Annotated in this window: 16 protein-coding genes; 4 read left to right on the top strand and 12 right to left on the bottom strand. The window is 56.9% G+C overall.

Features of this window, described 5'->3' with window-relative positions; all coding sequences use genetic code 11:
- Positions 1–81: 81 nt before the first annotated feature.
- The 3 genes from ACE3MN_RS13210 to ACE3MN_RS13200 all read right to left on the bottom strand — a co-directional run bounded on the left by ACE3MN_RS13210 (position 82) and on the right by ACE3MN_RS13200 (position 2,963).
- A complete protein-coding gene (locus ACE3MN_RS13210) occupies positions 82–633 on the bottom strand; it encodes a carboxymuconolactone decarboxylase family protein (RefSeq protein ID WP_024358157.1) in 552 nt (183 codons plus the stop codon).
- Positions 630–1,973 carry an aspartate aminotransferase family protein gene (locus ACE3MN_RS13205; protein ID WP_004137032.1) on the bottom strand — a complete coding sequence of 448 codons (1,344 nt, stop codon included), beginning with the start codon at positions 1,971–1,973 and terminating at the stop codon, positions 630–632. Before ACE3MN_RS13205 ends, ACE3MN_RS13210 begins: the two co-directional genes overlap by 4 nt.
- Before the next feature lie 132 nt (positions 1,974–2,105).
- Positions 2,106–2,963: a MurR/RpiR family transcriptional regulator gene (locus ACE3MN_RS13200; RefSeq protein ID WP_004137030.1), complete on the bottom strand. Its 858-nt coding sequence runs from the start codon at positions 2,961–2,963 to the stop codon at positions 2,106–2,108.
- Positions 2,964–3,292: 329 nt separating this feature from the next.
- On the opposite strand from ACE3MN_RS13200, the gene ACE3MN_RS13195 reads away from it, so the two are divergent.
- Positions 3,293–3,736, top strand: a complete 444-nt coding sequence (locus tag ACE3MN_RS13195) for a helix-turn-helix domain-containing protein (RefSeq protein WP_004120375.1) — start codon at positions 3,293–3,295, stop codon at positions 3,734–3,736.
- 67 nt (positions 3,737–3,803) lie between these two features.
- On the opposite strand, the gene ACE3MN_RS13190 is transcribed toward ACE3MN_RS13195, so the two are convergent.
- From ACE3MN_RS13190 to pgtC, 5 genes are all read right to left on the bottom strand, one after another.
- Positions 3,804–5,171, bottom strand: coding sequence for an L-serine ammonia-lyase (locus tag ACE3MN_RS13190; protein WP_049085481.1), 1,368 nt, complete (start codon positions 5,169–5,171; stop codon positions 3,804–3,806).
- 62 nt (positions 5,172–5,233) lie between these two features.
- Complete coding sequence (locus tag ACE3MN_RS13185) at positions 5,234–6,517, bottom strand: HAAAP family serine/threonine permease (protein ID WP_004120369.1); 1,284 nt, start codon at positions 6,515–6,517, stop codon at positions 5,234–5,236.
- Between the two features lie 350 nt (positions 6,518–6,867).
- A complete protein-coding gene (pgtA, locus tag ACE3MN_RS13180; protein ID WP_154948142.1) occupies positions 6,868–8,118 on the bottom strand; it encodes a two-component system response regulator PgtA in 1,251 nt (416 codons plus the stop codon).
- Positions 8,108–10,117, bottom strand: a complete 2,010-nt coding sequence (pgtB, locus tag ACE3MN_RS13175; RefSeq protein WP_160183560.1) for a two-component system sensor histidine kinase PgtB — start codon at positions 10,115–10,117, stop codon at positions 8,108–8,110. Before pgtB ends, pgtA begins: the two co-directional genes overlap by 11 nt.
- Positions 10,114–11,346 (bottom strand): phosphoglycerate transport regulator PgtC, encoded by a 1,233-nt coding sequence (gene pgtC, locus ACE3MN_RS13170; protein ID WP_180971292.1) that lies wholly within the window; start codon positions 11,344–11,346, stop codon positions 10,114–10,116. Before pgtC ends, pgtB begins: the two co-directional genes overlap by 4 nt.
- A gap of 394 nt (positions 11,347–11,740) precedes the next feature.
- On the opposite strand from pgtC, the gene pgtP reads away from it, so the two are divergent.
- Complete coding sequence (gene pgtP, locus ACE3MN_RS13165; protein ID WP_024358154.1) at positions 11,741–13,132, top strand: phosphoglycerate transporter PgtP; 1,392 nt, start codon at positions 11,741–11,743, stop codon at positions 13,130–13,132.
- Between the two features lie 69 nt (positions 13,133–13,201).
- Here the strand turns inward: pgtP and ACE3MN_RS13160 are convergent, their stop codons facing one another.
- Genes ACE3MN_RS13160 through ybtP form a run of 4 tightly spaced genes read right to left on the bottom strand, consistent with a single transcriptional unit; the run spans position 13,202 to position 19,314 of the window.
- The gene (locus ACE3MN_RS13160; protein WP_049085603.1) at positions 13,202–14,512 is read right to left on the bottom strand and encodes a salicylate synthase; all 1,311 of its coding nucleotides are present in this window, start codon (positions 14,510–14,512) and stop codon (positions 13,202–13,204) included.
- A 27-nt stretch (positions 14,513–14,539) separates the two neighbouring features.
- Positions 14,540–15,820, bottom strand: coding sequence for a yersiniabactin-associated zinc MFS transporter YbtX (gene ybtX / locus ACE3MN_RS13155; protein ID WP_004137014.1), 1,281 nt, complete (start codon positions 15,818–15,820; stop codon positions 14,540–14,542).
- Positions 15,813–17,615, bottom strand: a complete 1,803-nt coding sequence (gene ybtQ / locus ACE3MN_RS13150; RefSeq protein ID WP_375364383.1) for a yersiniabactin ABC transporter ATP-binding/permease protein YbtQ — start codon at positions 17,613–17,615, stop codon at positions 15,813–15,815. The genes ybtX and ybtQ overlap by 8 nt, the downstream gene beginning before the upstream one ends.
- Positions 17,602–19,314 (bottom strand): yersiniabactin ABC transporter ATP-binding/permease protein YbtP, encoded by a 1,713-nt coding sequence (ybtP, locus tag ACE3MN_RS13145; protein ID WP_177915312.1) that lies wholly within the window; start codon positions 19,312–19,314, stop codon positions 17,602–17,604. Before ybtP ends, ybtQ begins: the two co-directional genes overlap by 14 nt.
- A 255-nt stretch (positions 19,315–19,569) precedes the next feature.
- Between ybtP and ybtA the strand changes: the two genes are divergently transcribed.
- Positions 19,570–20,529 carry a yersiniabactin transcriptional regulator YbtA gene (gene ybtA / locus ACE3MN_RS13140; protein ID WP_154975860.1) on the top strand — a complete coding sequence of 320 codons (960 nt, stop codon included), beginning with the start codon at positions 19,570–19,572 and terminating at the stop codon, positions 20,527–20,529.
- A gap of 182 nt (positions 20,530–20,711) precedes the next feature.
- Positions 20,712–26,810 (top strand): amino acid adenylation domain-containing protein, encoded by a 6,099-nt coding sequence (locus ACE3MN_RS13135; RefSeq protein ID WP_375364382.1) that lies wholly within the window; start codon positions 20,712–20,714, stop codon positions 26,808–26,810.
- Positions 26,811–26,850 lie beyond the last annotated feature (40 nt).

The raw sequence follows: 26,850 nt of genomic DNA, 5'->3' as shown, positions 1-26,850 counted from the left end.
CTAAAACTGATATTGGCATTGAGAATAAAAACAGTATCCCTACATTCGCACGCAATATAAAAATCAAGGCGTGCCAATTATTTATGCGGGAAGAATAAAATCCCTGGTGTCGGGTACTGGCGTCTGCGCGCCGTTCATAATCATTGAAAGAAAGCTGTAATAACCGTTGATGCCTATCAGATCGACAACGCCCTTTTCCCCCCAGAGATCGATTGCCTGTTGCCAGATATCATCGCTGACTTTTTTATGCTGATGCAGCTGCTGGCAAAAATGGTAAACCACCCATTCATCAGCCTCCAGCGACTCTGGTTGACGCTGTTCATTAATTGCCTGCACCGCCTGTGCCGGGATCCCTTTTTCCCTGGCTATTGGCGCATGAATGGCCCATTCAACCGGCTGCGACCAGTGACGCGCGGTCAGCAGGATGGCCAGTTCCGACAACCGCTGCCCCAGCGCGCTACGGTAGCGCAGATACTCCCCCATTCGCTGCGCATGAGCCATCAGTTCCGGGCTGCGCAACAACGGTTCAAACGGCGGCAGCAGCGCGCCGCGCGGCCCGTTGATAATCTCCTCCGCAAGCTGGCGTTGTTCATCGCTCCACTGCTGTTCTGTCAGCGCAGGTAAACGATTCATGGCTGATGTCTCATCAGTTTATGCGTCTCTTCGCTGATGACTTTGTGCAGGGTATCTACTACAAAATCGAGTTCGGACCGGCTGACAATAAACGGCGGCGCAATCAGGATATGATCGCCCCGCTGGCCATCAATGGTTCCGCCCATCGGATAGACCAGCAGCCCGTGCCCCATGCACTGCGCTTTAATAGCGGCATGTAGCTTCAGCAGCGGATCGAATGCCGTTTTGCGCTCTTTATCGCATACCAGCTCCACGCCGGCGAATAAACCGCGGCCGCGCGTATCACCAACATACGGTAATCCGCCCAGCACATCATGCAGCGCCTGCTGCAAATACGCGCCCTGCTGCTGCACCTGCTCGAGCAAACGATCTCGCTCGATAACCTGCTGTACGGCCAGCGCAGCCGCTGCGGCGGTCGGGTGACAGATGTAGGTGTGACCATGCTGGAACATTCCGCTACCGGCTTGCAGCGCGGCGACGATTTGCTCACTGGCCAGCACTGCGCCAATAGGCTGATAACCCCCGCCTAAACCTTTTGCGATGGTCACGATGTCAGGGACAACGCCATCCTGTTCAAAGGCGTGCAACGTGCCGGTACGGCCCATGCCGCACATCACCTCATCGGCGATATACAGAATGCCGTATTTATCACACAGCCGACGAACGCCTTGCAGATAACCCGGCGTAGGCGGCATTGCGCCGGTGGTTGCGCCAACCACCGTTTCGGCGATAAAGCCGATAATTTTTTCCGGCCCGGCGTCCAGAATTGCCGCTTCGAGTTCGCCAAGTAAGCGCTCGGTATATTGCTGCTGGCTTTCACCCGCCTCACGGTCGCGGTACTCATTACAGGCCGACACGCGCACCACATCCATCAGCAGCGGCGCGAACTGGCGGCGGCGCCACTCGTTACCGCCAACGGCCAGCGCACCCAGCGTATTGCCGTGGTAGCTTTGTTTACGGGCAATAAATAGCGTGCGATCCGGCTGCCCGATCTCCACAAAATACTGGCGCGCCAGCTTCAGCGCCGTTTCAACCGCTTCCGATCCGCCGGAGACGAAATAGGCATAGTTCAGGGAACCGGGCGCGGTGCGGACAAGCTGCTCTGCCAGTTGTTCCACCGTATCGCTGGTGAAAAAACTGGTGTGGGCATAGGCCAACCGATCGATCTGCCGGTGCATCGCCGCCAGCACATCCGGATGGGCGTGACCCAGACAAGAAACCGCCGCCCCGCCGCAGGCGTCCAGATAGCGTTGACCACTGGCATCGGTGATGTAAGCGCCCTGGGCACTGACTGCCACTGCCGGGGTGGTACGTAGGCTGCGGTGAATGATTTGACTCATGCTTTTATCCTGCTTTAGAAATCGCTTTCGCGTAAGTTGAAAGCATCATGCAGGATCCATTTGAATCTCGTCAATTCAATAATGATTCAAATGTATTTAATTTTCTTATGATAAAAGCAAATGAATCATTTATCAGGATTTATCGGGCATCACATACGCCCCGGAGCGTTGCAGATAACGTTCTGCGCTCTCAATTTTATTCACCGCCTCCCTACCGTGGCGGGCAACCAGCATCGCCAGCAAACACTCGGCAACGCCCATACCGGACACTATCGAAGGGAAAAAAGACGGGCTGCTGAGGGAAAACAGCAGCGTGCAGTCCGCCGTTTGCGCCAGCGGCGAAACCGGTGAGTCGGTGATGGCGATAATCCGTGCCCCGGCCTGCCTGGCAGCATTGAGAACGTCGAGAGATTCGCGGGAATAGGGAGAAAAGCTGGTCAATAGCAGGCAGTCTTCCGCGTTGATCTCACGGGTGAAGACTTCGATATTGCTTGCCAGCCCGTCAATCAGCGACACCTGGCGATTGAACAATCGATAGACATAAAACAACGACCAGGCGATAGGAAAGCTGGCGCGGAAGCCGCAAATATAGACCTGCTTCGCTTCATCCAGCAACCTAACCGCTTGCTGCATAGCGTGTTGATTCTCTGCCTGAGTGAATGCCAGATTGGCCTGATGCGCGAGGAACACCTCTTCGTACAGCGCGGGCTGCGTTCCTTTCGCGATCAATTTTTCAGCCTTAGATACATATGTATCATTTCCTAAGCCGAGATCGTCGATAAATGCACTTTTCAGCTCCCGCCAACCGTTATAGCCCAGACGCTGCGCCAGGCGTAGCAGCGTGGCAGGCTTAACGCCGGCTTCCGCGGCGAAGGCGCGCATTGATTGCACCACCAGTTGGTTGGCATTTTGCAGGGAAAATTCCGCCGCGCGCTGGAGTTCGGGCGACAGCAGGCTGAATTGGCTCACAATATTTTCACGAAGATTCATGGCGTATCGTTATCATCCGTAAGAGTGGCTGCGGCGAAACCGGGCCGCAGAAAGGGATATATATAACCATAATTCGCCGTAATTGCATTATGGCAGAGACGGAGACTCATCCCTGCGCCACGGAGCATCGCCCCAGGCGATTGATCCGAAGTCTCTTTATTTGGCGCCTGAAACCGTGGGATTCTCAGGAACGAGCGTCTACCCAACTCTTTGATGGCATTGGCAAAAAACATTGTCGCCGCTATCGCAAAAGAGAAATTATTCGCTTTATTTATAAATTGGCTTGCTAAATAATTAGTCAGGATTTATTACGCAGTAGAGGAATTAAGATGCGTTTCAGTACTATGCCTGACAGTGAAATTATTTCTGAACTGTGCCGAAGAATTAAAGAAACGCGTATACAACTGGGGCTATCACAGATTGAGCTTGCCGAACGCGCGCAGGTCGGCGCGGCAACCATTAAACGCGTTGAACTAGGTGAGTCCGTCACTCTCAGTACGCTGATTGGTATTTTGCGCGGCCTCGACCGACTACATCAACTGGAGTCGATTTTATTCGATTCACATATGCGCACCTTTAAAGCGCAGATCAATTCCGGGGCCCCTTCCCGTATCCGCATTCGGAAAAAAACGCATCAGCCAAAAGAGAAGCAGGCCGCCGCGGCGCAGACCAGCGAGTCAAACGCCACCATTAACGAATGGTACACCTCATCGGCTTCTAACAGCGTGGTATGGTCTTTCCAGCCGCCTGACGGAGAGAAAAAAAAGCCCTAAACTGTAGGGCCTGCACCGCCGGGGAAAGAAAAAACGCCTGTCGTTAAACAGGCGTTTTTTATGGGACTCAGGATTCACACACCGCGACTTTAATCGCCAGACCGCCGCGGGCGGTTTCACGGTATTTGGCGTTCATGTCTTTGCCCGTCTCAAACATCGTTTCGATAACTTTATCCAGTGAGACTTTCGGATCGCTGGTACGGTACATCGCCATACTGGCCGAGTTTATCGCCTTCACCGCCGCAATCGCGTTACGCTCGATGCACGGCACCTGCACCTGGCCGGCCACCGGATCGCAGGTCAGGCCGAGGTTATGCTCCATACCGATCTCAGCGGCGATGCACACCTTCTCCGGACTGCCCCCCAGCAGCTCGGCCAGTCCGGCAGACGCCATCGAGCAGGCCACGCCCACTTCGCCCTGGCAACCGACCTCTGCCCCGGAAATGGAGGCATTCATCTTGTACAGAATGCCTATCGCGCCCGCCGTCAGGAAATAGCGCATAGAGATTTCCGGCGTCACCTCTTTGATAAAACGATCGTAATAGGCCAGCACCGCCGGGACAATGCCGCAGGCGCCGTTGGTCGGAGCGGTCACAACTCGCCCACCTGCCGCGTTCTCTTCTCCGACCGCCATGGCGAACATATTGACCCAATCCATCGCGCTCAGCGGCGTAATCGACTGGCTCTGCGGCGCCAGTACGCGGTGCAGCGCAGAAGCGCGGCGCGGTACCTTCAGCGGCCCCGGTAAAATACCTTCCGTATTCATCCCCCGGTTAATGGCGTTTCTCATGGTCTCCCATATTTTCGCCATATTTTGCTCAACGCTCTCCCTGCCGTGGCGGGCGATCTCGTTTTTCATCATCACCGCGGAAATCGACAGGCAGTTGTCCTGGCAGTGCGCCAGCAGGTTGCGGGCGGAGTAGAACGGGAACGGAATATCGACATCCGCGCCCTGACTCTTGCCAAAGTTTTCCTCGGTCACGATAAAACCGCCGCCGATCGAATAATAAGTCTGGAAATGGGCGATTTTGCCGTCGCAAAACGCGGTAATGCTCATGCCGTTTTCATGTAGGGGGAGAAACTCATTGTGAAAGCGCATGCATTCCGCCACCGGGAACTCAATTTCGCGCTTTCCTTCTTCAATAAACAGACGATGCATGGCGTTGACATCGCGAATAATGCCGGGAATGGCGTCGATATCAACGGTATCCGGTAAATACCCGGACAGCCCAAGAATAATGGCGATATCGGTATGGTGGCCTTTACCCGTTAATGAAAGAGAACCATACACGTCCACCACCAGACGGGTCACTTTATGCAGCAGGCCTTTTTCCTGCAGGGTATCAACAAAATGTTTTCCTGCTTTCATCGGCCCAACGGTATGGGAACTGGACGGACCGATGCTGATTTTGAAAATATCGAAAACGCTAATCATGTGGCACCCATGCGGTTACATAGCAAAACGGATGCGCCGCCGGTGAGCGGCGGCGCTGAAACTTAGCTGAACAGCGAGAAGAAAATGGCGGAGATGGCAATCAGTCCCATCACAACCACAAACGCGTTGCTGATGTGACCGCTATATTTGCGCATAGCCGGTACTTTGTTGATGGCATACATCGGCATCAGGAACAGGATCATCGCGATGACCGGGCCACCCAGCGTTTCAATCATGCCCAGAATGCTCGGGTTCAGGGTCGCGACAATCCAGGTGGTCACCAGCATGAACAGCGCGGTGATCTTGTTCAGTTTGTTGATTTCGATCGATTTGCCTTTACCGCGCAGAGACTTAATCACCATGCCGTTAAAGCCTTCGCGAGCACCAAGGTAGTGGCCGAGGAAAGATTTGGTGATGGCGATCATCGCGATGATCGGCGCCATCCAGGCAATCACCGGCGCGTTAAAGTGGTTCGCCAGATAAGAGAGAATGGAGATGTTCTGCGCTTTCGCTTCCGCCAGGTTTTCCGGGGAGAGGCTCAGCACGCAACTGAAGACGAAGAACATCACGGTAAGGACCATCATGATGTGGGCAAAGCCCAGGATACGGGAGCATTTGCGCTCGGCGTCCTCGCCGTATTCTTCACGCTTCGCCACCGCAAAAGAGGAGATAATCGGCGAGTGGTTGAAGGAGAAAACCATTACCGGGATAGCCAGCCACAGGGTCATCCACAGCCCATTTCCCGTAGCCGAAGCGCCGCTCAGCGACAGGGTATCCAGTACCGCGCCATTCCATTGCGGTATCAAATACAGCGCCAGTATCATCAACGCAAACACAAACGGAAATACCAGCACGCTCATGGCCTTAACAATCATTTTTTCGCCAAAGCGGACAATACCCATCATACCGACAATTAAAATCAGCGATAAAATGGCGCGCGGCGGAGACACCAGACCCAGCTGGTGAGTAATAAAGCTATCGACCGTGTTGGTAATGGCGACGCTATAGACCAGCAGAATCGGATAAATAGCAAAGAAATAGAGCAGCGTAATGAGTTTACCTGCCCCGGTACCGAAATGCTCTTCAACCACTTCGGTAATATCTTCCCCCGGATTTTTTCCTGACAACACAAAACGGGTCAAACCACGGTGGGCGAAAAAGGTCATTGGAAAGGCAAGAATTGCCATGATGATTAATGGAATTAAGCCGCCAACACCGGCGTTAATCGGCAGGAAAAGCACCCCTGCGCCAATCGCGGTACCGTACAGGCCCAGCATCCAGACGGTATCACTCTTTCTCCAGCCGCTGCTCTCGCGAGCGACGAGGGTATTTTGAACGGTTTCCATAATATGGCCTCAGTAATAAAAATAGGGTCAGAATTTATTGACTCTGATGCAGGTAATAAAAACGCTGTGTTTATTTGGCTATTTTATTAAATGCGACTATGCTAATTCGCTAACAGCGATCACATAACCTGACTGATAGCAGTGACTTTTAACGCATCAAAATTAATACTGAAATTTCATTATTTTTTAAAGTATCATTTTTAATACGTTATTATTTTAATGCGGGTGGTTAATCTCCTGAATATTTATATCTGGCGAACCCGGAGATAACAAACATTATTTGTCATACGATTAATAAAATCAAAGTTGGGGAAGTAACCGAATATGACTCCCCTCCTCCTCTGTGGCCCCTAAAACCCCTTGTAGTGCTCTTTACTCAGGCCATATTTCTTCATTCTGAGATACAGTTTTTTACGCGGGATGAGCAGATACTCCGCCACTTCATTAATCCGCCCCTGATGGATATTCAGCGCTTCGGTAATGATCTGCCGTTCAACGTCCTCGACCCGGCGATCGAGCGGCGTGGGCTCTCCAACGTGCATCTGCGGATTCACCGTGTCCGCGAGCGGTAACACCCCCACTGCAAACAGTTCGGCTGCGTTCGCCAACTCACGGACGTTGTTTAGCCACACCCGGCGCATCATTCCTTTCAACAGATGGCTATCCACCTCCGGGACAGGATGATTCAGCCGCTGGCAGGTTTTCTGCAAATAGTGATGGAACAGCGGCTCGATATCATCAGGCCGCTTAGACAGCGGCAGGCAGACAATTTGCGTCATCGCGAAGCAGTAATAGAGCTCCGCCACAATCCGGCCGCTGGCCGCCAGCTCCACCAGCGAAGCGTTGCCGATGCCAATCAGGCGAAAAGGCCGCCGTTCAAGACTCTGCGACTGCACCAGTTGATGCTGCTGCTCGTGGGTCAGGTGCTCCGGGTGACTTAATACCAGGGTCCCGCCCTGCGCTTGCGCGATCGGTTCATTAAGCTTATGGGCATTGGCCGGGGTCAGTTCGCAGTAGATAAACGGACCATCGGCGTTGTGCCCCAACTGGTGCAGATAGCGCGCGCCGGTCATACGGCCGGTTCCCGGTTCGCCGTAAAGCCAGACCGCAATATCCGTCTCCGCCAACTGCTGTAAGCGTTGGCGATACTGTTCCAGCCACTGACTGCGCCCAACCAGCTCAACCCGCAATGTCTGCTGGCCATACTGGCGACGCGCGATCACCGATTGCCGCTGACGTAACGCGGCGTCCACCAGCGAGAGCAGCTTTCCCGGATCGACCGGCTTTTGCAAAAAATCCCAGGCCCCTTTTTTCACCGCGTCCACCGCCATCGGCACGTCGCCATGCCCGGTGATAAGCACAATCGGCAGCTGCTCATCATCCTGATGAAACAGCGTCATCAAGTCGATGCCGGAGCAGCCGGGCATGCAGACATCGCTCAGCACAATACCGGGCCAGTCCTTCTGCACCCACTCCCGCGCCGCAAAGGGATTATCGCAGGCATGGACGTGATAACCCGCCTGCTCAAGCAGCTGTGTATAGGCATCCAGCACATCGGCATCATCATCAATCAGCAGAATCGAACACTCATTACTCAACATCTTTTGCATCCGTTAAATTGAATTGCAGCACCACGCAGGCGTTGCGCGTTAACGTCGACGCCAGGTGCAGCGTCCCTTCCATTTGCGTCATCAGAGAAACACAAATCGACAGCCCAATCCCCAGCCCCACATCTTTACTGGTAGTGAACGGCTTCAGCAGTGACGGCAGCAAGGTCGCAGGCCAGCCGGGGCCGTTGTCGGCAATCAACACGCTCAGCGTGTCACCGTGCATTTGCCAGCTCGCCGTAATTTTCGCCGCGTTCGGGCAGGCATCGAGCGCATTCGACAGCACGTTCACCAGTACCTGATGGACCCGCACTTCATCGCCGCGGATCCAGACGGTTTCATCCGGTACCACCAGCGTTCCCTGCTGCGGCCTATGGCGCATCGCCAGCAGTTCCCACGCCACCATAAACGTCTGCCGCAGATCGACCGGATGCAGCGGCGTTTCCAGTTCAGCGCGGCGGGTGAACTGGCGCAGCGAGCGGATAATCGCGTCAATGCGGTTAATCAACCCTTCCGCTTTACTTAACGTCGCCCGCGCCTGCGCCGTCTGTCCCTGCTCAATCGCCCGTCCTGCCGTAAACAGATACATCGACAGCGCGTTCAGCGGCTGGTTGATCTCATGCGCCAGGGTGGTCATCGTCTGCCCCACCACCGCCAGTTTAGCGGTCTGGATCAGCTCGTCCTGGGTAGCGCGGAGATCGGACTCGATCGTTTTTCGCTCGCCGATCTCCTGTTCAAGCTGCTGTTTTTGCGCGTTAAGCTGACCCAGCGTATGGCGAAGCAAACCGGCAATACGCCCCAGTTCATCCCGGCCATAAACCGGAATGGTGGCATCCGTCCGGCCTAACCCAATCTGCACCACCGCCTGATTCAGCGCGGTAAAGCGTTTCACCAGCCGCGAGCGAATAAAATAATGGTTCAATACCCATGCCAGCAGCAGCGCCAGCAGCGTCGCCACCAGGATCAATCCGCCGCTGACGCGGACAATCTGCCCCATACGCTGATTAAACATCTGCATTTGCTGATGACTGCTGCCAAGCTGGGCTTCAAGCAGCGTCCTGAAGCGCCCCAGCGTGGCTTCTCTGGCGCGACTGGCGTCCACTAACGCTTTTTGCGCCGTAACGTAGTCGCGCATGGTATCCGGCATCTTATTTTTCACCATGCCGATTTCCAGCAGCTCATCAATCGTTTGTCGCAGCGTGATCGTGCTCGGCCAGTCGTCCAGCGCGCGAATATTTTCATCCGACGTTTTCTTCAGGTTTTCGAGATAGCGGATATGCGTCTCCACCAGCATGCCGTCATCATTTCCGGATTTCAGTTCATTAAGCCTGTCGCGCAGGTCGTCAACGATTTGATTCTCAATGCGGGCCAGCGTATAGACCTGCTGCTGTTCGTTCTGGACTTCTCTGGAACGCTTCAGGTACTGCGCCGCGTCGCCCTGGCGGGCTTCTATCTGATCGAGCAGCGTTCCCTGCTGCCAGGTAAAGTCCTGCACCAGTGAATTCAGCTCAGTGGTAAAATCATCGTGCAGCCAGTCGATACGCGCCGAGAGTTCCCCCACCTTTTCGCGTACCAGAAACATGTTGTAGAGCACGCGATCCAGCTCCGACAGCAGCGCGCGGCTGTCCTGTAAAATCACCGCCAGCTGCTGGCGTTCCGCGGGTGACAAGCCCTGGCTCAGCCGCTCTATTTTATCCAGATGCTGAATAATCTGGTTACGCAGCTGCAGGCGCACCGTGGTATTCGGCGCCAGCAAAAATTCATTGAGCTGATCGACCACCAGATTGAGATTGCCTTCAATCAGAAAAGCAGAATGGATGCGGGGAAAATACTCGTCCAGCGAATAGCGTATCTGCGAGCTTTGCTCATGCCATGAATAGAGGCTGACGCCGCTGACAATCAGCGTCAGCAGCGCGCCCATCAGAAAAGCCCCGCGCAGGCTGGTGCTGATGCTGATTTGTCGCAAACGTTGCAGCATGGACCGGCCCATCATTTGAGTTCTTCCAGTTTTGCGATCGCCTGACGCTGGTTATTGAGAAACCAGAGCTGCCACTCCATCATTTGCTGCTCGGCAAAGCTCTTATTGTCGAACTGCGCCAGCCAGGCTTCATCCTCACTGCTCGCCGGGTCGACCGGGACACCGGTTAGCAACGCGCGTATCTCGGGCAGCGGACGCTTAAGACGGGCTTCCGCGCTGTGCAGCGCCCGCCAGGCGTCTTTCAGCTGGGCGAGACGAAAGCTGATGGCCGTATCAAACATCCGCTGAACCAGACGCTGACGCTTGAGGATCAGGCGATAGTTCAACGGCGGTTGATTCATCAGCCGCGCCTGCTGCGCCCACCGCGGATTGCCTGCCGCCAGCGGCGTCACCGGGTATTTTCCGGTATTGGCATCGGCGAGGATCCGCTGCCCTTCCGGGCTGAGCAGATAGCGAATAAAGCGCCGCGCTTCGCTGGCGTGCTGGCTGTTTTTGAGCACCGCGACATAGGTTGGCGAAACGGCCGACTGCGGAAAATAGGTAAAGGTCAGATGCGGATCGTTCAACAGCAGATTGGCATAGTTATCAATTACCGGACCGGCCACTCCCAGCCCGCTTTTAATTTTATCCGCCACGCCAAAGCTGCGCGATGAAATCGTGACCAGATTTCCCGCGCTTGCCAACAACGTCTGCCATCCTTTAAGCCAGCCTTGTTGCTGCAACAGCGACTCTACCATCAGATGATTGGTGTCCGAGCGCGACGGGCTGCTCATCAGCAGCGCCCCCTGATAGCGAGGGTCGGTGAGATCGTCCCAGTCCGCTGGCGCGGGCAGATGCCGCGTCGTCAACGCCGAGCGGTTAATCAGTAAACCGAACCCCGACATCGCCACGGCAACGGACGTTGAACGGATGGATTCTGGCACCAGATGTTGGCTGCCTGCCGGCGCGCCGTTGAACGGCGCCAGCTTTTGATGTTCCTGAAGATGCTGCAGCAGCATCGGTGATGAGGTCAGAACCAGATCAACGTTTTCCGCATTGGCCGTATCAAGCAGCTGTTCCAGCGAGGCGCTGGTGCGGTTGAGCGTACGAATCATCACCGACCCCGGCTCCGTTTGCCAGCGCGCGATAATCCACGCGGTGGCGCCGGGAGAAAACGTTGTCGCCATCACCAGTTCTTCGCTTTGCGCCGTACAGGGACTAAACCCGGCGGCCAGCAGCCACAGCGCCCACGTTTTGCTGAGCATCCCGCCCCGACGAAAAAACCTGTTTGTGATCCCGTTCATAAATATTGAAATACCGAAAAAATAGCGTTGAGACAAAACTTACCCGTTTATGACGCCTGGCGGATTAATCATCGCCAGCGGAAAAATAGTTGTTTTGGCAACCGGAAACCTCAGGAAAGATTACCAGATAATAAATGTGGAATTTGTTAATATCCGCACAAGCCTGACATAAAATCCGCGTAAAATTAATTACCCGCAATTTCATTAATGCTCAACGTGTCAAAAATAACGCCTTAATTCATCAATTTGAGTCAGTTTTGACCCATTTTGATGATTTGAATTTTATACCCGCTTATTTCACTCTGCATGCCGACCACTCCTGATCTTCATAGCAATATAAAATACAGGTGACGACATGTTATCAATATTAAAAAAAGGGCCGTCGGCGAATAAAGTGCCTGCTGAAAAAGTGCAGGCAACTTATGGCCGATACCGTATTCAGGCGCTGCTAAGCGTATTTCTGGGCTATCTGGCGTACTATATTGTGCGCAACAACTTCACGTTATCCACGCCTTATCTGAAAGAACAGTTAGATCTTAGCGCCACGCAAATCGGTTTGCTTAGCAGCTGTATGCTCATTGCGTATGGGATAAGCAAAGGCATCATGAGCAGCCTGGCGGATAAAGCCAGTCCGAAAGTCTTTATGGCCTGCGGCCTGGTGCTGTGCGCGATCGTCAACGTTGGCCTGGGGTTCAGCACCGCGTTCTGGATCTTCGCTGCGCTGGTCGTTCTGAACGGTCTGTTTCAGGGGATGGGCGTCGGCCCCTCTTTTATCACTATCGCTAACTGGTTCCCTCGCCGGGAGCGCGGTCGCGTGGGGGCGTTCTGGAACATTTCCCACAATGTCGGCGGCGGGATTGTCGCCCCGATCGTCGGCGCCGCGTTCGCTATCCTCGGCAGTGAGCACTGGCAGAGCGCCAGCTACATCGTCCCGGCCTGCGTGGCGGTGGTGTTCGCTCTGAGCGTACTGGCGCTGGGTAAAGGCTCGCCGCGTGAAGAAGGCCTGCCTGCGCTGGAAGAGATGATGCCGGAAGAAAAGGTGGTGCTTAACGCTAAACACGCGGTAAAAGCGCCGGAAAACATGAGCGCATTGCAGATCTTCTGCACCTACGTTCTGCGCAATAAAAACGCCTGGTATGTCTCCTTTGTGGATGTGTTCGTCTATATGGTGCGTTTCGGCATGATCAGCTGGCTGCCCATCTATCTGCTGACGGTGAAACATTTTTCCAAAGAACAGATGAGCGTCGCGTTTCTGTTTTTTGAATGGGCGGCGATTCCGTCCACCCTGCTGGCCGGTTGGCTCTCCGACAAGCTGTTCAAAGGACGTCGAATGCCGTTAGCCATGATCTGTATGGCGCTGATTTTCATCTGCCTGATCGGCTACTGGAAAAGCGAATCTCTGCTGATGGTGACGGTGTTCGCGGCGATAGTGGGCTGCCTGATTTACGTGCCGCAGTTTCTGGCCTCTGTCCAGACTATGGAAATTGTGCCCAGCTTTGCCGTCGGTTCAGCCGTTGGCCTGCGCGGATTTATGAGCTACATCTTTGGCGCATCCTTAGGCACCAGCCTGTTTGGCGTGATGGTAGATAAAATGGGCTGGCACGGCGGGTTCTATCTGCTGATGGGCGGGATCGTCTGCTGCATTCTGTTCTGCTACCTTTCTCATCGCGGCGCGCTGGAGCTGGAGCAACAGCGGAAGAACACCCAGCAGCAAGAGGCTGAGCTGGCGCTGGCCGACGCACGATAAGCGCCTGAAACCGGGAAAACAAAGTGCCAGCTTGCTGGCACTTTTAACCTTAAACAGGGTCGATAACCGTCACGCGGGCACCTTTAGATAGGGCGCAATGCTCGCTAATTTCTCCCGGGTTTCCGTCAGTTCTCGTTCCGGCGTAGATTGCGCGATGATACCCGCCCCCGCCTGTATCCAGCAGCGCTGGCTATCCTGAAACACGGAACGCAGCACTAACGCCGCATCGAAGCGCGTATCTTCCAGCAGCAGGATTGCGCCTGAATAGAGCTCCCGCGGCGTTTTTTCAATTTGCATGATCGCGTTGAGGGCCGCTTTTTTAGGGATACCTGACGCGGTAATTGACGGAAACAGCACGGTAAATGCATCCCAGGCATCCTTATCTTCCGCGAGCTGGCCGCTGACGCCAGACCCCAGATGCTGGACGCTGCCGCGCTGGCGAACCGACATCAAATCCTCGACCACTACGCTGCCGGGCTGGCAAACCGCCTCCAGTTCGGCAATGGCCTCTTTGACCGAGAGGATATGCTCAAGCACCTCTTTACCGTCGTGCAGCAGCTCCCTCTCATTTGCCTGATTATGCGCCGTATCGCCCATGCGATCGCGGGTGCCCGCCAGCGGTTCAGTGACCACTTTATTTCCCGTCACCGACATCACCAGTTCCGGACTAAAACCCAGCGCTTCTCGTCCTTGCTGGCGAAACATAAACGAACGGGTGGGCGTGTTGGCCTGCCGTCCATATAGCAGCGTAGCGGGCATATCAATTCGCGCAGGCAGAGGAATCGCGCGTGAGACGATGACTTTAACGTAATCGCCGCGGTGGATCGCCGAAACGGCGCGCGCAACCTGCTGTTTATAGGCTTCACCGTCCAGGGCGGTATCCACAACCATTGGCCCGCATGGTGTCGCCGTATCGACCTCTTTTACCCACTCGCACAGACGGCGGCATCCGTCGGCGGAGTCCGCGTAAACGGTGACATTTCCCTTCTCAAAAATAAGTTCTTCACGGGGAGCGGTTAAGGTTAGCAGCGGCCACTCGCCGGCATCAAAGGCCATTCCCCGCGCATGGGCCGCAAAGTTGAACCCAACCTGACCATATACCCGGCATCCTCTCACCCGCGGATGCGTCATAAAACGACGCGCGCAGTCGGTAATTGAATCTACCGCCCACTTTTGTTCCCCGGCATCATCAATGAATATCGCCTGGGTGCCGTCGGCATTAATCTGCAGTTGCGCCTGGCATCCTTTACCTATGTACCAGCAAGGTTGGCGCTCATAGACATAGCACTCTTCATCTCCGAACTGACGTAAGACGCCAGAAATCATCGGCAGCCATTGCTCCTCTGGTAACGCCAGGTGTAAAAATTCACTGATTTTCATCCCTTACCTCTCTATGTTATTCCCGGATCAATCAATTGAGCTTGTCATCAGTTCTTTTGCCGAACGCAGTCGGATAGAAACAATCCACGCCGCCAGTAACGTGAATACGCCGGCAAACAGGAAGCAGGCCGCATAGCCAAAGCGCTGCGCGACAACGCCGCCGACTACGCCGGCCAGAATGGCGATGGCGGCGTCAGTACATTGAAAGAGCGTAAAATCGACACCGGCCTGCAAAGGCGAAGAAAGCGCCATCAGCGTGGCGTAAAGACAGACCAACGCGCAGGCCAGCGAAACAGATTGAACAACGATCAATACCTGGAGAATCGGCAGCAGTAGAGGACCCGGCGCTATCTTCAGCGTCATCACTACCGCCAGCAGCGCGATGCCCTGCGCGCCATAAGCCGCAAACAGCGCTCTGCCGGGTGAGAGGTATTTCATCAGCAATCCACCCGCCAGCGTTCCGGCTATGCCCGCCGCAATATTACCGCCGCTGAACAGCGCGCCGAGCGCTGACATGCTCAGACCATGATCCAACAGCAGCGGCGCCAGTAGAGGCAGCACAAACCGCATGCCGGAATTCAGCATCAATACCAACATTAAGCCCAGACGAGCCTGTCGCCTTCTAAGCGCATAACCCAATGCCGGAACATGCGGAACAGATGCCGTGCGCGTTGGTTCGGCAATGCGCCACAGGGGTACGGATAAGACCAGGATCAGAGCCGCCATCATCAGCATGGCCGCAGGCCAGCCGACGGTCGCCGACAGCATCAGAAACACCCCACCGCCGCACATCATTCCCAGATAGCTGCCGCCGACCTGCACGCTGTTTCCCCAACCGTACCCTGCGCGGGTCAGCTGATCGACGCAAAAACCGTCGCTGGCGATATCAATAGTGGAGGCGACCGTACCCGCCACCATAAACAGCGCAAATAGCGCGGCGACTAGCGTTTCGGGCAATCCGCCTTCTCGCCCTGTCCCGCCAATCGCGGCGGCAATCGCCAGGATCGCCGCGAGCGCAGCCTGCCCGCGCAGGATCAGCATGCGGGAACGGCGCTGCGGGCTGCCAGGAGGTAGCCGCCAGCGCTCGACCCACGGCGCCCAAATAAACTTCAGCGCCCAGGGCAGCATGAACAGGGTTGTGGCCCCGGCAAGCGCAAGCGATCCGCCGGCAGCGCGCACCAGCGCTGGCAAGGACTGCATCGAGAGCGCCGATACCAGACTCTGTGTCACATAGATGCCGGCAATGGCGAAAATCACCCGCCCGGTGGTTAACGTCAGCGGTTTCACATTCGACGGAACGTCACTCATGCGCCACCTCCTCTGACGTGGAAACCCCTTCGGCGCGCCAGACGCGGGCGGCCATTTGCGCGTGCCACAGCGCCTGGTAACGCCCATGAAGAGAGAGCAACTGCGCATGGGTGCCCTGTTCAACCACTTTGCCCTCCTCCATCACCAGGATATTTCCGGCCCCGACGATGGTAGACAGGCGATGGGCGATAATAATCACCGTCCGGTTGTGAACCAGGTTATCGATAGCTTTCTGTACCGCCAGCTCGCTATCAATATCCAGCGCGGCGGTCGGCTCATCAAGAATGACGATCGGCGCATCTTTCAATAAGGCCCTGGCAATGGAAATCCGCTGGCGCTCGCCGCCCGATAGCTGTCCGCCCATCTCGCCCATTGGCGTCAGCCAGCCTTGAGGAAGGCGGGTAATGAATTCAAGACACTGCGCCGCGCGGGCGGCCTCTTCTACTTCCTGCTGGGTCGCCTGCGGGCGCGCAATCAGGATATTCGCCAGCAATGTGTCATCAAACAGCCAGACATCCTGGAATACGACGGAAATCAGGCTGTTGAGCTGCTCCGCCGTCAGGCGACGAATATCGACGCCGCCGATAGAAATCCGCCCTTGCTGCGGATCGGCATAGCGCATTAACAGTTTGCTGACCGTGGTTTTACCTGCGCCGGAAGCGCCCACCAGCGCGCTCATACTGGCCGCAGGAAAGGTCAAAGAGAGGTCATTGAGCGCGGGATCGCCGCTGTCGTCATAGCGGTAATGAATATTGTCAAAGCGGATATCGTAACGTTCCGGTATCTCCCCGCGTTCGGCAACGGGAAGCGGCGCGATCGCCATAAACTGCTCAATACGCTGTAAGGCGCTGGCAATCAGTTCCACCACCGAGGTGTAGCTGATAAACATGGCCATCGGTTCAGCGAAACGCATAATCATCGCGGCGGCGGCAATCAGAAAGGCGAGGTTCAATGTGCCCGTGACCACCCAGATAATTCCGCACAACACCACCACCTGTAGTCCCAGCTCCACAACCCCGGCGATCAGCATCGTCGCGCCCGCGCTCTGGCGGTGAGTGCGGGTCTGTAAGTTTTCCAGAGCGTTAAAATGATCCCGCAGCGCCCGGCTTTTATCGGTATCGCTACCGCAGGTACGCAATACCATCATCCCCTGCGCAAATTCAACAATATCCCCGCTCAGCCGCTGGTGCGCTTCGCCCAGGGTCTGCATTTGTCGCCGCATCGCCGGGCGGCGCCAGTAATAAAACGGCGCCAGCAAGGGGAAGATCAGCAGCATCACCAGCCCCAGCCGCCAGTCGATCCACAATGTCGCCAACGATGCCGTCAGCGGCGTGACGATGGTCAGCAGTAAAATATTGGCTATCGCAATCACATAATTGAGGTTTTCATCCACGGAGCCCAGCAACAAGGCGTTCGTTTCGCCCGCTCTGCCGCGCTGGAGCCTCTCCAGCGGCACGCGGCGTAATTGTTCGCCCAGGCGCAGGCGCAGCTCATGGGTGGCCTGCGCCAGATGACCGCGGTATTCAAAGCCCAGCCCATACCAGCGGAGAGCCAGCGTCACCAACGCCGCAATGCTGAAGGCCAAAGCCCAGTGAAGAAGCCGCGATGCCTCATTCCGTAGCAGCGCATCAACGATCGGATAGAGGCAGGCGAAGGCGATCCCCTGCATCAATGCCGCCAGCAGCAGAGCAACCAGACTGCGCCGCAGCGTTCCCGCCTGACTGCCCACGCTGGAGATAAGCTGGCGCCAGATCGCGCGCCAGGCCAGATTATCCGCCGGGTTAGTGTCTTTCATTTTGCACCGCCTCTTCCTTCGTTCCACCCGGCACCCACTGCTGCGCCTGCCGATAGCGTTGCCATAGCCGTTGATACAGGCCACCCTGCGCCAACAGCTGCCCGTGGCTCCCGATTTCCCGGAGCTGACCGTCGGAAAACAGCAATATCACATCGGCCTGAGTCACCATGGAGAGACGATGCGCGACCATGATGACCGTCCGGCCGCGCATGGCCGCCGCGAGGGCGTTGATAAGCGCCGCTTCCCCTTCCGGATCGGCAAACGCCGTCGCTTCATCAAGCACCAGAATGGGACGATCCTGCAAAAGCGCCCGGGCGATGGTGATGCGCTGCCGCTGCCCGCCGGAGAGGAATACCCCTCGTTCCCCGACTCGCGTGCTGTAACCCTCCGGCAACGCGCTAATAAACTCATGCGCCTGCGCCACTCTGGCCGCCGCTATCACGGATTCCAGCGGCGTATCCGGCGCGCCCAAACGGATGTTATTGGCGATCGTGTCGGCAAAAAGAAAGTTGTCCTGAAACACAAACGAGATTTGCTTCATCAGGGTCTCTATCCGCATATCGCGCAGATCCACGCCGCCAATACGAATATGGCCTTTGTCGGGATCGGCGTAACGTAGCAGCAGCCGCGCCACGGTGCTTTTCCCGGCGCCGCTTGGCCCTACCAGCGCCACAATTTGCCCGACAGGCACGTGAAAGCTCACCTCCTGCAACGCGGCGCCAGTCCGCGCTTGCGGATAATGAAAGCTTACCTGCTCAAAGGTGATACTCGCCTCTTTCGGCTGTCGATCGGCTCGCGGGCGCGAAAGTTCCGGCATCGCGAGAACCTGATAGATACGCTGCACGCTTAAACGCGTTTGCGCGACCAGGTTATTAAGCATCATCATCGGCATTACCGCTTCGGCCATTCCGCTGGCTATCAGTAATACGGCTACCCAGGCGATAAAATCGAGACTGCCAGCGTGCAGCAGGCCGTATCCGCACCAGATAAGAACGAATAAGGTCGGCAGCGGGTTCAGAATCGAGAATGAAAAACGCGCTGAAAATCCGGCCTGTCGATACCAGCTTTTGAGCACATCGACCCACTCTTCGAGGGCATGTTGATAGCGCAAAAAGCTGGTACTGCCGCTATCAAAGGTCCTCACCACCGGCATGGCCTGTACGAACTCAATCACCGCGGCGCTGACCCGTTCACGCGCCTGATGATAACGCTGAGCCATGTTTTCCGAGCGCTGACGGGCGAGTAACAGCACCACCGAACCAAACGCCAGTACCCCCAGCGTCGCGATGGCCAGTCGCCAGTCCAGCCAGAATACGAGAACAACAGTCGCCAGCGGCATGATTATGGCGCGGGCATAAAGCGGCGTACTGTCAGCAACAAAAATATGTAACGACTTCACATCATCCAGCATCACTTTCGCCACCGATCCGCTGCCCATCTGCTGTAACGCGCCCGGCGCAAGCTGTAGGGTCTTGTGGGCTAATCTGCTGCGCAGAATATTCTCCAGATGGAAAGCCGCATAATGAGAGGTATTGAACGCCTGCAGGCGCAGGATAAAGGTCGCTATCACGCAGCCAACTACGCCGCTCAGCGGCCAGACGGGGATGAAGTCAGGTGCCCCGCGCAGATCGCGCAGGCACCATGCCAGAAAAAGCAGCGCCCCCAGGCTGGTGAAGGCCGCCAGCCCCGCCAGCGCCATAGCCAGGAGCACCTTCCCGCGAACAGGGGTAATCACCTGCCAAAGAGGAAATCGGGACAGCGATTCAGTGTTGGATGAGTGAGATGACATGGAGTGGCTGATTTTCCTGATGAATTTTTATGGACGCCAAAAACACTATTTCAAGGTGGCGTTCCGGGAATTAATGTGAATAATAACCATTATCAATTACTCATCTACCCCATTCGGTTCTATTTATACCCGCATTGGTCTAAGCCACAGGGAGATAACCCGGTCATGACGGAGTCACCACAAACGCAATCTGCCATCTCTATTCACCAGCTAGTGGTTGGAAAACCCGCCAACGACGGCGCTATTCCTGCCCAGTGTGAGCTGCTGCGCTGCTCGTTGCAGGAAGGTATGGATATTTTGCTCTGGCGGGGCCACTTTGCTCAGCCCGAGACGTTGCAGCTGCACGACGATCTGGGCAGGATTAACTTCTCTTGCATTCTGGAAGGCACATCGCGCTTTGCGATCCAGGGACTCAGCCGCCACACCGACTGGGAACTCGCGCGCGATCGTCATTACATTACTCATACGCCAGACTGCCGCGGCAGCGCCTCCTACTGCGGCCGGTTCGAGAGCATTACGCTCTCTTTCAGCCCTGAAGCACTCGCGCTGTGGGTGCCGGATATTAGCTCGGTCATTAAAAATAAGATCGACTCCCACTGCTGTTGCCAGCAGCAGCGTTGTAACGCCGAAACCCACCTAACGGCTCAGGCCCTGCGTCACGCGCTGATGCGGATGCACGGCGGCTTCACTCATGAACAAAAACCGTCGACGTTATGGCTACAGGGACAAAGTCTGGTGATGCTCAGCCTGGTGCTGGATGAACATCACGAGGACGCCAGCTGTTCCTCCTGCCACTTCAATCCGATGGAACGCCAGAAACTGCTGCGGGCAAAGGATCTGCTGCTGGCCGATTTGACGCAGGCGCCGGGGGTCACCGAACTCGCCAGAGAGTCCGGTTTAAGCGTGCTTAAAATTAAGCGGGGATTTCGCGTTCTGTTCAACAACAGCGTCTATGGACTTTTTCAGGCCGAACGCATGCAGGAGGCAAGAAGACGGCTGGCTAATGGCAATACTTCCGTTATGACGGTGGCGGCGGATCTAGGCTATGCCAACGCCAGCCATTTCTCCGCCGCATTTCAGAAGCAGTTTGGCGTCACCCCGTCGACCTTCAAACGTGTGATCTAACCTGGACTTACCCCAGAAACCCCTCCGTTAACAAGGCCCGGATTCGCCATCCGGGCCTTTTTTTGCCGACCGTGAAACCGAAACGGGCACAAATAAACCCGATTCGGGTAGCGCTCAATTGTTAATAATAATTATTCTCATATACGCAATGCTTTTGGTATGACGTGCCATCAGGAGGAAGAATGATTTCTGGCGCACCCTCTCAGGATCCGCTGTTATCGGACAACGGCGAAGCGGCTGATTATCAACAATTACGCGAACTGTTAATACAGGAACTGAATTTAGCGCCGCAGCAGTTACAAGAAGAGAGCAATCTGATCCAGGCGGGCCTGGACTCCATAAGATTAATGAGATGGTTACACTGGTTTCGTAAAAAGGGCTACCGCCTCACCCTTCGCGAGCTGTATGCCGCCCCCACGTTGGCAGCATGGCGCCAGCTGATGCGCAGCCGTTCGGGTGAAAAACCGGATGATGCAAGCTCCCCGGCGGACGCGGCGTGGCCAGTCATGAGCGAGGGTACCCCCTTCCCGCTGACGCCGGTACAGCATGCCTATCTGACGGGCCGAATGCCCGGACAGACGCTGGGCGGCGTCGGTTGTCATCTGTATCAGGAGTTTGCCGGCCATTATCTCACGGCGCCACAGCTGGAGCAGGCCATCACGATCTTACTGCAACGCCACCCGATGCTGCATATCGCCTTTCGCGCCGACGGGCAGCAGGTCTGGCTACCGCAGCCATACTGGAACGGCGTCACCGTTCATGATTTACGCCAGGCCGACGAGGCAAGCCGCCAGGCCTATCTGGAAACATTGCGCCAGCGCCTGAGCCACCGTCTTTTACGCGTGGAAATGGGCGAAACCTTCGATTTCCAGTTGACACTCTTGCCGGACAATCGCCACCGCCTCCATGTCAATATCGACCTGCTGATTATGGATGCTTCCAGCTTTACGCTGTTTTTCGATGAACTTAACGCCCTGCTGGCCGGAGAGTCGCTGCCGCCCGGCGACCCCCGCTATGATTTCCGCGCTTATTTGCTGCACCAGCAGAAGATCAATCAGCCGCTGCTCGACAAAGCGCGCGTTTACTGGCTGGCGAAAGCATCGATGCTGCCGCCCGCGCCGGTTTTACCGCTAGCCTGCGAACCCGCCACGCTGCGTGAAGTCCGTAATACCCGACGCCGCATGATTGTCCCGACAACACGCTGGAACGCCTTTAGCCAACGGGCCGGTGAGAATGGCGTGACGCCGACAATGGCGCTGGCGACCTGTTTTGCTGCCGTTCTGGGGCGCTGGGGCGGCCTGACGCGGCTGCTGCTCAATATCACGTTATTTGACCGCCAGCCGCTGCACCCGGCGGTTGACGAAATGCTTGCCGACTTCACCAATATTCTTCTGCTGGATACCGCCTGTGATGGCGATACCGTCAGCAACCTGGCGCGTAAAAACCAGCTCACGTTTACTGAGGACTGGGAGCATCGCCACTGGTCCGGCGTCGAGCTCCTTCGTGAACTCAAACGCCAGCAAAGCCATCCCCACGGCGCCCCGGTGGTATTTACCAGCAATCTGGGGCGCTCCCTGTACAGCAGCCGCGCCGAGTCGCCGCTGGGCGAACCGGAATGGGGCATCTCGCAGACGCCGCAGGTCTGGATAGATCATCTGGCGTTCGAGCATCGGGGCGAGATCTGGCTACAATGGGATAGCAATGACGCGTTGTTCCCTCCGGCGCTGGTCGAGACGTTGTTCAACGCCTACTGCCAGCTGATTAACCAACTCTGCGATGATGAAAGCGCCTGGAAGAAGCCGTTCGCGGACAGGATGCCCCAAAGCCAGCGGGAGATACGTCAACGGGTTAACGCAACCGACGCTCCCGTTCCTCAGGGCTTGCTGCATGAAGGCATTTTCCGCATCGCCCTCCGGCAGCCGCAGGCGCTGGCGGTAACGGACGCGCATTATCAGTGGAATTATCGTGAGCTGACCGAGAATGCGCGCCGCTGCGCTGGCAGGTTAATCGCGTGCGGGGTTCAGCCCGGCGACAATGTCGCTATTACAATGTCGAAAGGCGCGGGACAGCTGGTTGCGGTCCTCGCCGTTCTGCTGTCCGGGGCGGTGTACGTTCCGGTTTCGCTCGACCAGCCCGCCGCGCGTCGCGGGAAAATCTACGCCGACGCCAACGTCCGGCTGGTGCTCACCTGCCAGCACGACGCCAGCGCCTGGTCAGACGATATTCCCCACCTGACCTGGCAGCAGGCCATTGAGGCGGAGCCGCTAGCCGACCAGGCGGCGCGCGCGCCGACGCAGCCGGCCTACATTATCTATACCTCCGGGTCGACCGGCACGCCGAAAGGCGTGGTCATTTCTCACCGTGCAGCGCTGAATACCTGCTGCGATATCAATACCCGTTACCAGGTGGGTCCCGGAGACAGAGTGCTGGCCCTCTCCGCCCTGCATTTTGATTTATCGGTTTACGACATTTTTGGCGTTCTGAGCGCCGGCGGCGCGCTGGTTATCGTTATGGAAAATCAACGGCGCGATCCTCACGCATGGTGCGAATTGATCCAGCGTCATCAGGTTACGCTCTGGAACAGCGTCCCGGCGCTGTTCGATATGCTGTTGACCTGGTGTGAAGGTTTCGCCGACGCCGCGCCGGAGAAACTTCGGGCGGTCATGCTTTCCGGCGACTGGATCGGCCTCGATCTTCCTGCCCGCTATCACGCCTTCCGCCCCCAGGGACAGTTTATCGCCATGGGCGGCGCCACCGAGGCGTCTATCTGGTCTAACGCCTGTGAAATTAACCGGGTCCCTGATCACTGGCGCGCCATCCCTTATGGTTTTCCGCTGGCCAACCAACGTTACCGGGTGGTGGATGAACTGGGCCGGGACTGCCCGGACTGGGTACCGGGCGAATTGTGGATTGGCGGTATCGGGGTCGCGGAAGGCTACTTTAACGATCCTGTACGCAGCGAGCAGCAGTTTGTGACGCAATCGAACGCGCGCTGGTATCGCACCGGCGATCTCGGGTGCTACTGGCCGGACGGGACGTTAGAGTTCCTCGGTCGTCGCGATAAGCAGGTCAAAGTCGGGGGATATCGCATCGAGCTGGGTGAAATCGAAAGCGCGCTCAGCCAGCTGGCGGGGGTGAAACAGTCAACCGTTGTGGCGATCGGCGAAAAAGAAAAGACCCTGGCGGCCTGGGTTGTGCCTCAGGGTTCGGCTTTCTGCGTTACCCATCATCGGGACCCGGCGCTGCCCCAGGAGTGGCGCGGGCTTGCCGGAACGCTGCCCTGCTGTGTCTGCCCCCCAGAAATCTCCGCCGGCCAGGTCGCTGATTTTCTTCAGCATCGCCTGTTAAAACTGAAACCGGGTCACACGCCTGGCGCCGATCCTCTTCCCCTGATGAATGCTCTCGCTATCCAGCCTCGCTGGCGGGCCGTGGTGGAACGCTGGTTAGCCTTTCTCGTGACCCAACAGCGGCTGCGGCCCGCCGCTGAGGGTTATCAGGTTTGTGCGGGGGAAGCGCCGGAGAATGACCCTCCTTCTTTCAGCGGGCATGATCTCACCTTAACGCAGATCCTTCGCGGTGCTCGCCACGAACTGTCATTACTGAACGATGCGCGGTGGTCGCCGGAAAGTCTGGCATTCGACCATCCGGCCAGCGCCCTGTATATCGAGGAACTGGCGACAATCTGTCAACAGCTTTCCCGGCGTTTACAGCGCCCGGTACGCCTGCTAGAGGTGGGAGTCCGCACGGCCCGCGCCGCAGAGTGCCTGCTAACCCGGCTCAGCGCTGACGAGATTGAGTATGTCGGGCTTGAGCACAGCCAGGAGCTGCTGCTGAGCGCCCGACAGCGGCTTGCACCGTGGTCTGACGCCCGTCTGGCCCTCTGGAGTGCAGACACGCTGGCGGCGCATGCTCATTCGGCGGACATTATCTGGCTGAATAACGCCCTGCATCGTCTGCTGCCGGAAGAGCCCGGGCTCCTCGCGGCATTACAGCAGCTGGCTGTTCCAGGCGCGCTGCTCTATGTGTTGGAGTTTCGTCAGTTAACGCCCTCTGCCCTGCTCAGCACGCTTCTGTTAACCGATGGTCAGCCCGAAGCCTTACTTCACAATAGCGCTGACTGGGGGGCGATATTTACCGCCGCCGCTTTCAACTGCCAGCACGGCGATGAAGTCGAGGGATTGCAGCGCTTCCTCGTACAATGCCCGGTTAGCCAGGTACGCCGCGATCCTCGTCAGCTACAGTCCGCTCTCGCCGAACGTCTGCCGGGGTGGATGGTACCGAAACGGATCGTCTTACTTGACGCCTTACCGCTGACGGCGAACGGCAAAATTGACTATCAGACGCTAAAGCGCTGTCATACCCCGGAAGCTGAAAACCGGACTGAAGCGGATTTACCCCTGGGCGATATAGAGATGCAGGTTGCCGTCATCTGGCAGCCGCTCTTGTCGATGGGCGCCGTCAGCAGAGAAACCGACTTCTTCCAGCATGGCGGTGATAGCCTGCTAGCCACCAGGCTGATCGGACAGCTCCACCAGGCGGGTTATGCAGCACGATTAAGCGACCTGTTTAATCACCCCCGGCTGGCTGATTTTGCCGCCACGCTGCGTAAAACCGACCTCCCTGTTGAACAACCCTTTGTCCACTCCCCTGAAGAACGCTACCGGCCTTTCGCGCTGACTGACGTGCAGCAGGCTTACCTGGTCGGGCGTCAGCCGGGCTTTGCCCTTGGCGGCGTAGGCTCACACTTCTTTGTTGAATTTGAAATTGCCGATCTGGATATTCACCGGCTGGAGAAGGTCTGGAACCGGTTAATCGCCCGCCACGATATGCTGCGCGCCGTGGTGCGGGATGGACAACAGCGGGTTCTCGAACAGACTCCCCCATGGGTGATACCCGCGCACATTCTGCACAACCCCGAAGAGGCGCTACAGGTACGCGACAGACTGGCGCATCAGGTTCTCAACCCTGGAGTCTGGCCGGTATTCGATCTCCAGGTCGGGTTCATCGACGGGATGCCCGCCCGACTGTGGCTGTGTCTGGATAACCTGTTGCTTGACGGGTTGAGCATGCAGATCTTGTTGTCGGAGCTGGAACACGGCTATCGCTATCCGCAGCAGCTGCCGCCGCCGCTTCCCGTTACCTTCAGGGATTACCTGCAGCAACCCGCGCTGCGGACGCCCAATCCCGACTCTCTGACATGGTGGCAAACGCAGCTTGATGATATTCCTCCGGCGCCTGCGTTACCGCTACGCTGCTTGCCTCAGGACGTTGAGACGCCGCGCTTCGCCCGGCTCAGTGGGGCAATGGACAGCGCGCGCTGGCGTCGCCTGAAACAGCGGGCGGCTGACGCTCATCTCACCCCGTCGGCCGTACTGTTATCCGTGTGGTCAACGGTTCTTGCTGCATGGAGCGCACAGCCCGATTTCACGCTTAACCTTACGCTTTTCGACAGACGCCCGCTGCACCCGCAAATCAACCAGATCCTGGGCGACTTTACTTCGCTGATGCTGCTGAGCTGGCATCCCGGCGAGAGCTGGCTGCAAAGTGCGCGGTTATTACAGCAGCGACTAAGCGAGAGCCTCAACCACCGCGATGTGTCGGCAATACGCGTGATGCGGCAACTGGCGCGGCGGCAAAACGTACCGGCTGTCCCAATGCCCGTCGTCTTTACCAGCGCGCTGGGCTTTGAGCAGGATAACTTCCTTGCCCGGCGCAATCTGCTCAAATCGGTGTGGGGGATATCCCAGACGCCGCAGGTCTGGCTCGATCACCAGGTTTATGAATCCGAAGGCGAACTGCGCTTTAACTGGGATTTTGTCGCCGCCCTGTTTCCTGACGGGCAGGTGGAGCGCCAGTTTGCACAGTATTGCGCGTTGCTTAACCGAATGGCGGAGGATGACAGCAGCTGGCAGCTGCCGCTCGCCGAGCTGGTTCCCCCGCTTAAGGTCACGGAGCAATGCGCCCACCGGCTGCGCCCTGAGCGCGCTCAGCCGCGGATCGCGGCGGACGAGAGCAGCGTCAGCCTGATTTGCGACGCCTTTCGCGAGGTGGTTGGCGAACCTGTCGCACCCGCTGAGAACTTTTTTGAGGCGGGCGCCACGTCGCTGAATCTGGTGCAGCTGCACGTTTTGTTACAACGTCACGAATTTGCCGCCCTGACGCTGCTTGACCTGTTCACTCACCCTTCTCCTGTCGCGCTGGCCAATTATCTGGCCGGCGTAGCCCTGGAGGAGCAAACCAAACGCGTGCGTCCGGTTCGCCGTCGTCAGCGGCGCATTTGACGCGAAACAAACTGACTTTTCCCGGACGCCATCGCCAACG

Origin of the sequence: Klebsiella grimontii (genome assembly GCF_042137965.1) — a bacterium.
GTDB classification, from domain to species: Bacteria; Pseudomonadota; Gammaproteobacteria; order Enterobacterales; family Enterobacteriaceae; genus Klebsiella; species Klebsiella grimontii.
Note: the sequence above shows the minus strand (reverse complement) of the source record. Positions and strands in the feature narration are given on the sequence as shown.

Excerpts from the sequence above, each read along its gene's own strand:
- ACE3MN_RS13210 (WP_024358157.1), bottom strand. The coding sequence starts at position 633 with ATGAATCGTTTACCTGCGCTGACAGAACAGCAGTGGAGCGATGAACAA.
- ACE3MN_RS13205 (WP_004137032.1), bottom strand. The coding sequence starts at position 1,973 with ATGAGTCAAATCATTCACCGCAGCCTACGTACCACCCCGGCAGTGGCA.
- ACE3MN_RS13200 (WP_004137030.1), bottom strand. The coding sequence starts at position 2,963 with ATGAATCTTCGTGAAAATATTGTGAGCCAATTCAGCCTGCTGTCGCCC.
- ACE3MN_RS13195 (WP_004120375.1), top strand. The coding sequence starts at position 3,293 with ATGCGTTTCAGTACTATGCCTGACAGTGAAATTATTTCTGAACTGTGC.
- ACE3MN_RS13190 (WP_049085481.1), bottom strand. The coding sequence starts at position 5,171 with ATGATTAGCGTTTTCGATATTTTCAAAATCAGCATCGGTCCGTCCAGT.
- ACE3MN_RS13185 (WP_004120369.1), bottom strand. The coding sequence starts at position 6,517 with ATGGAAACCGTTCAAAATACCCTCGTCGCTCGCGAGAGCAGCGGCTGG.
- pgtA (WP_154948142.1), bottom strand. The coding sequence starts at position 8,118 with ATGTTGAGTAATGAGTGTTCGATTCTGCTGATTGATGATGATGCCGAT.
- pgtB (WP_160183560.1), bottom strand. The coding sequence starts at position 10,117 with ATGATGGGCCGGTCCATGCTGCAACGTTTGCGACAAATCAGCATCAGC.
- pgtC (WP_180971292.1), bottom strand. The coding sequence starts at position 11,346 with ATGCTCAGCAAAACGTGGGCGCTGTGGCTGCTGGCCGCCGGGTTTAGT.
- pgtP (WP_024358154.1), top strand. The coding sequence starts at position 11,741 with ATGTTATCAATATTAAAAAAAGGGCCGTCGGCGAATAAAGTGCCTGCT.
- ACE3MN_RS13160 (WP_049085603.1), bottom strand. The coding sequence starts at position 14,512 with ATGAAAATCAGTGAATTTTTACACCTGGCGTTACCAGAGGAGCAATGG.
- ybtX (WP_004137014.1), bottom strand. The coding sequence starts at position 15,820 with ATGAGTGACGTTCCGTCGAATGTGAAACCGCTGACGTTAACCACCGGG.
- ybtQ (WP_375364383.1), bottom strand. The coding sequence starts at position 17,615 with ATGAAAGACACTAACCCGGCGGATAATCTGGCCTGGCGCGCGATCTGG.
- ybtP (WP_177915312.1), bottom strand. The coding sequence starts at position 19,314 with ATGGCGCTGGCGGGGCTGGCGGCCTTCACCAGCCTGGGGGCGCTGCTT.
- ybtA (WP_154975860.1), top strand. The coding sequence starts at position 19,570 with ATGACGGAGTCACCACAAACGCAATCTGCCATCTCTATTCACCAGCTA.
- ACE3MN_RS13135 (WP_375364382.1), top strand. The coding sequence starts at position 20,712 with ATGATTTCTGGCGCACCCTCTCAGGATCCGCTGTTATCGGACAACGGC.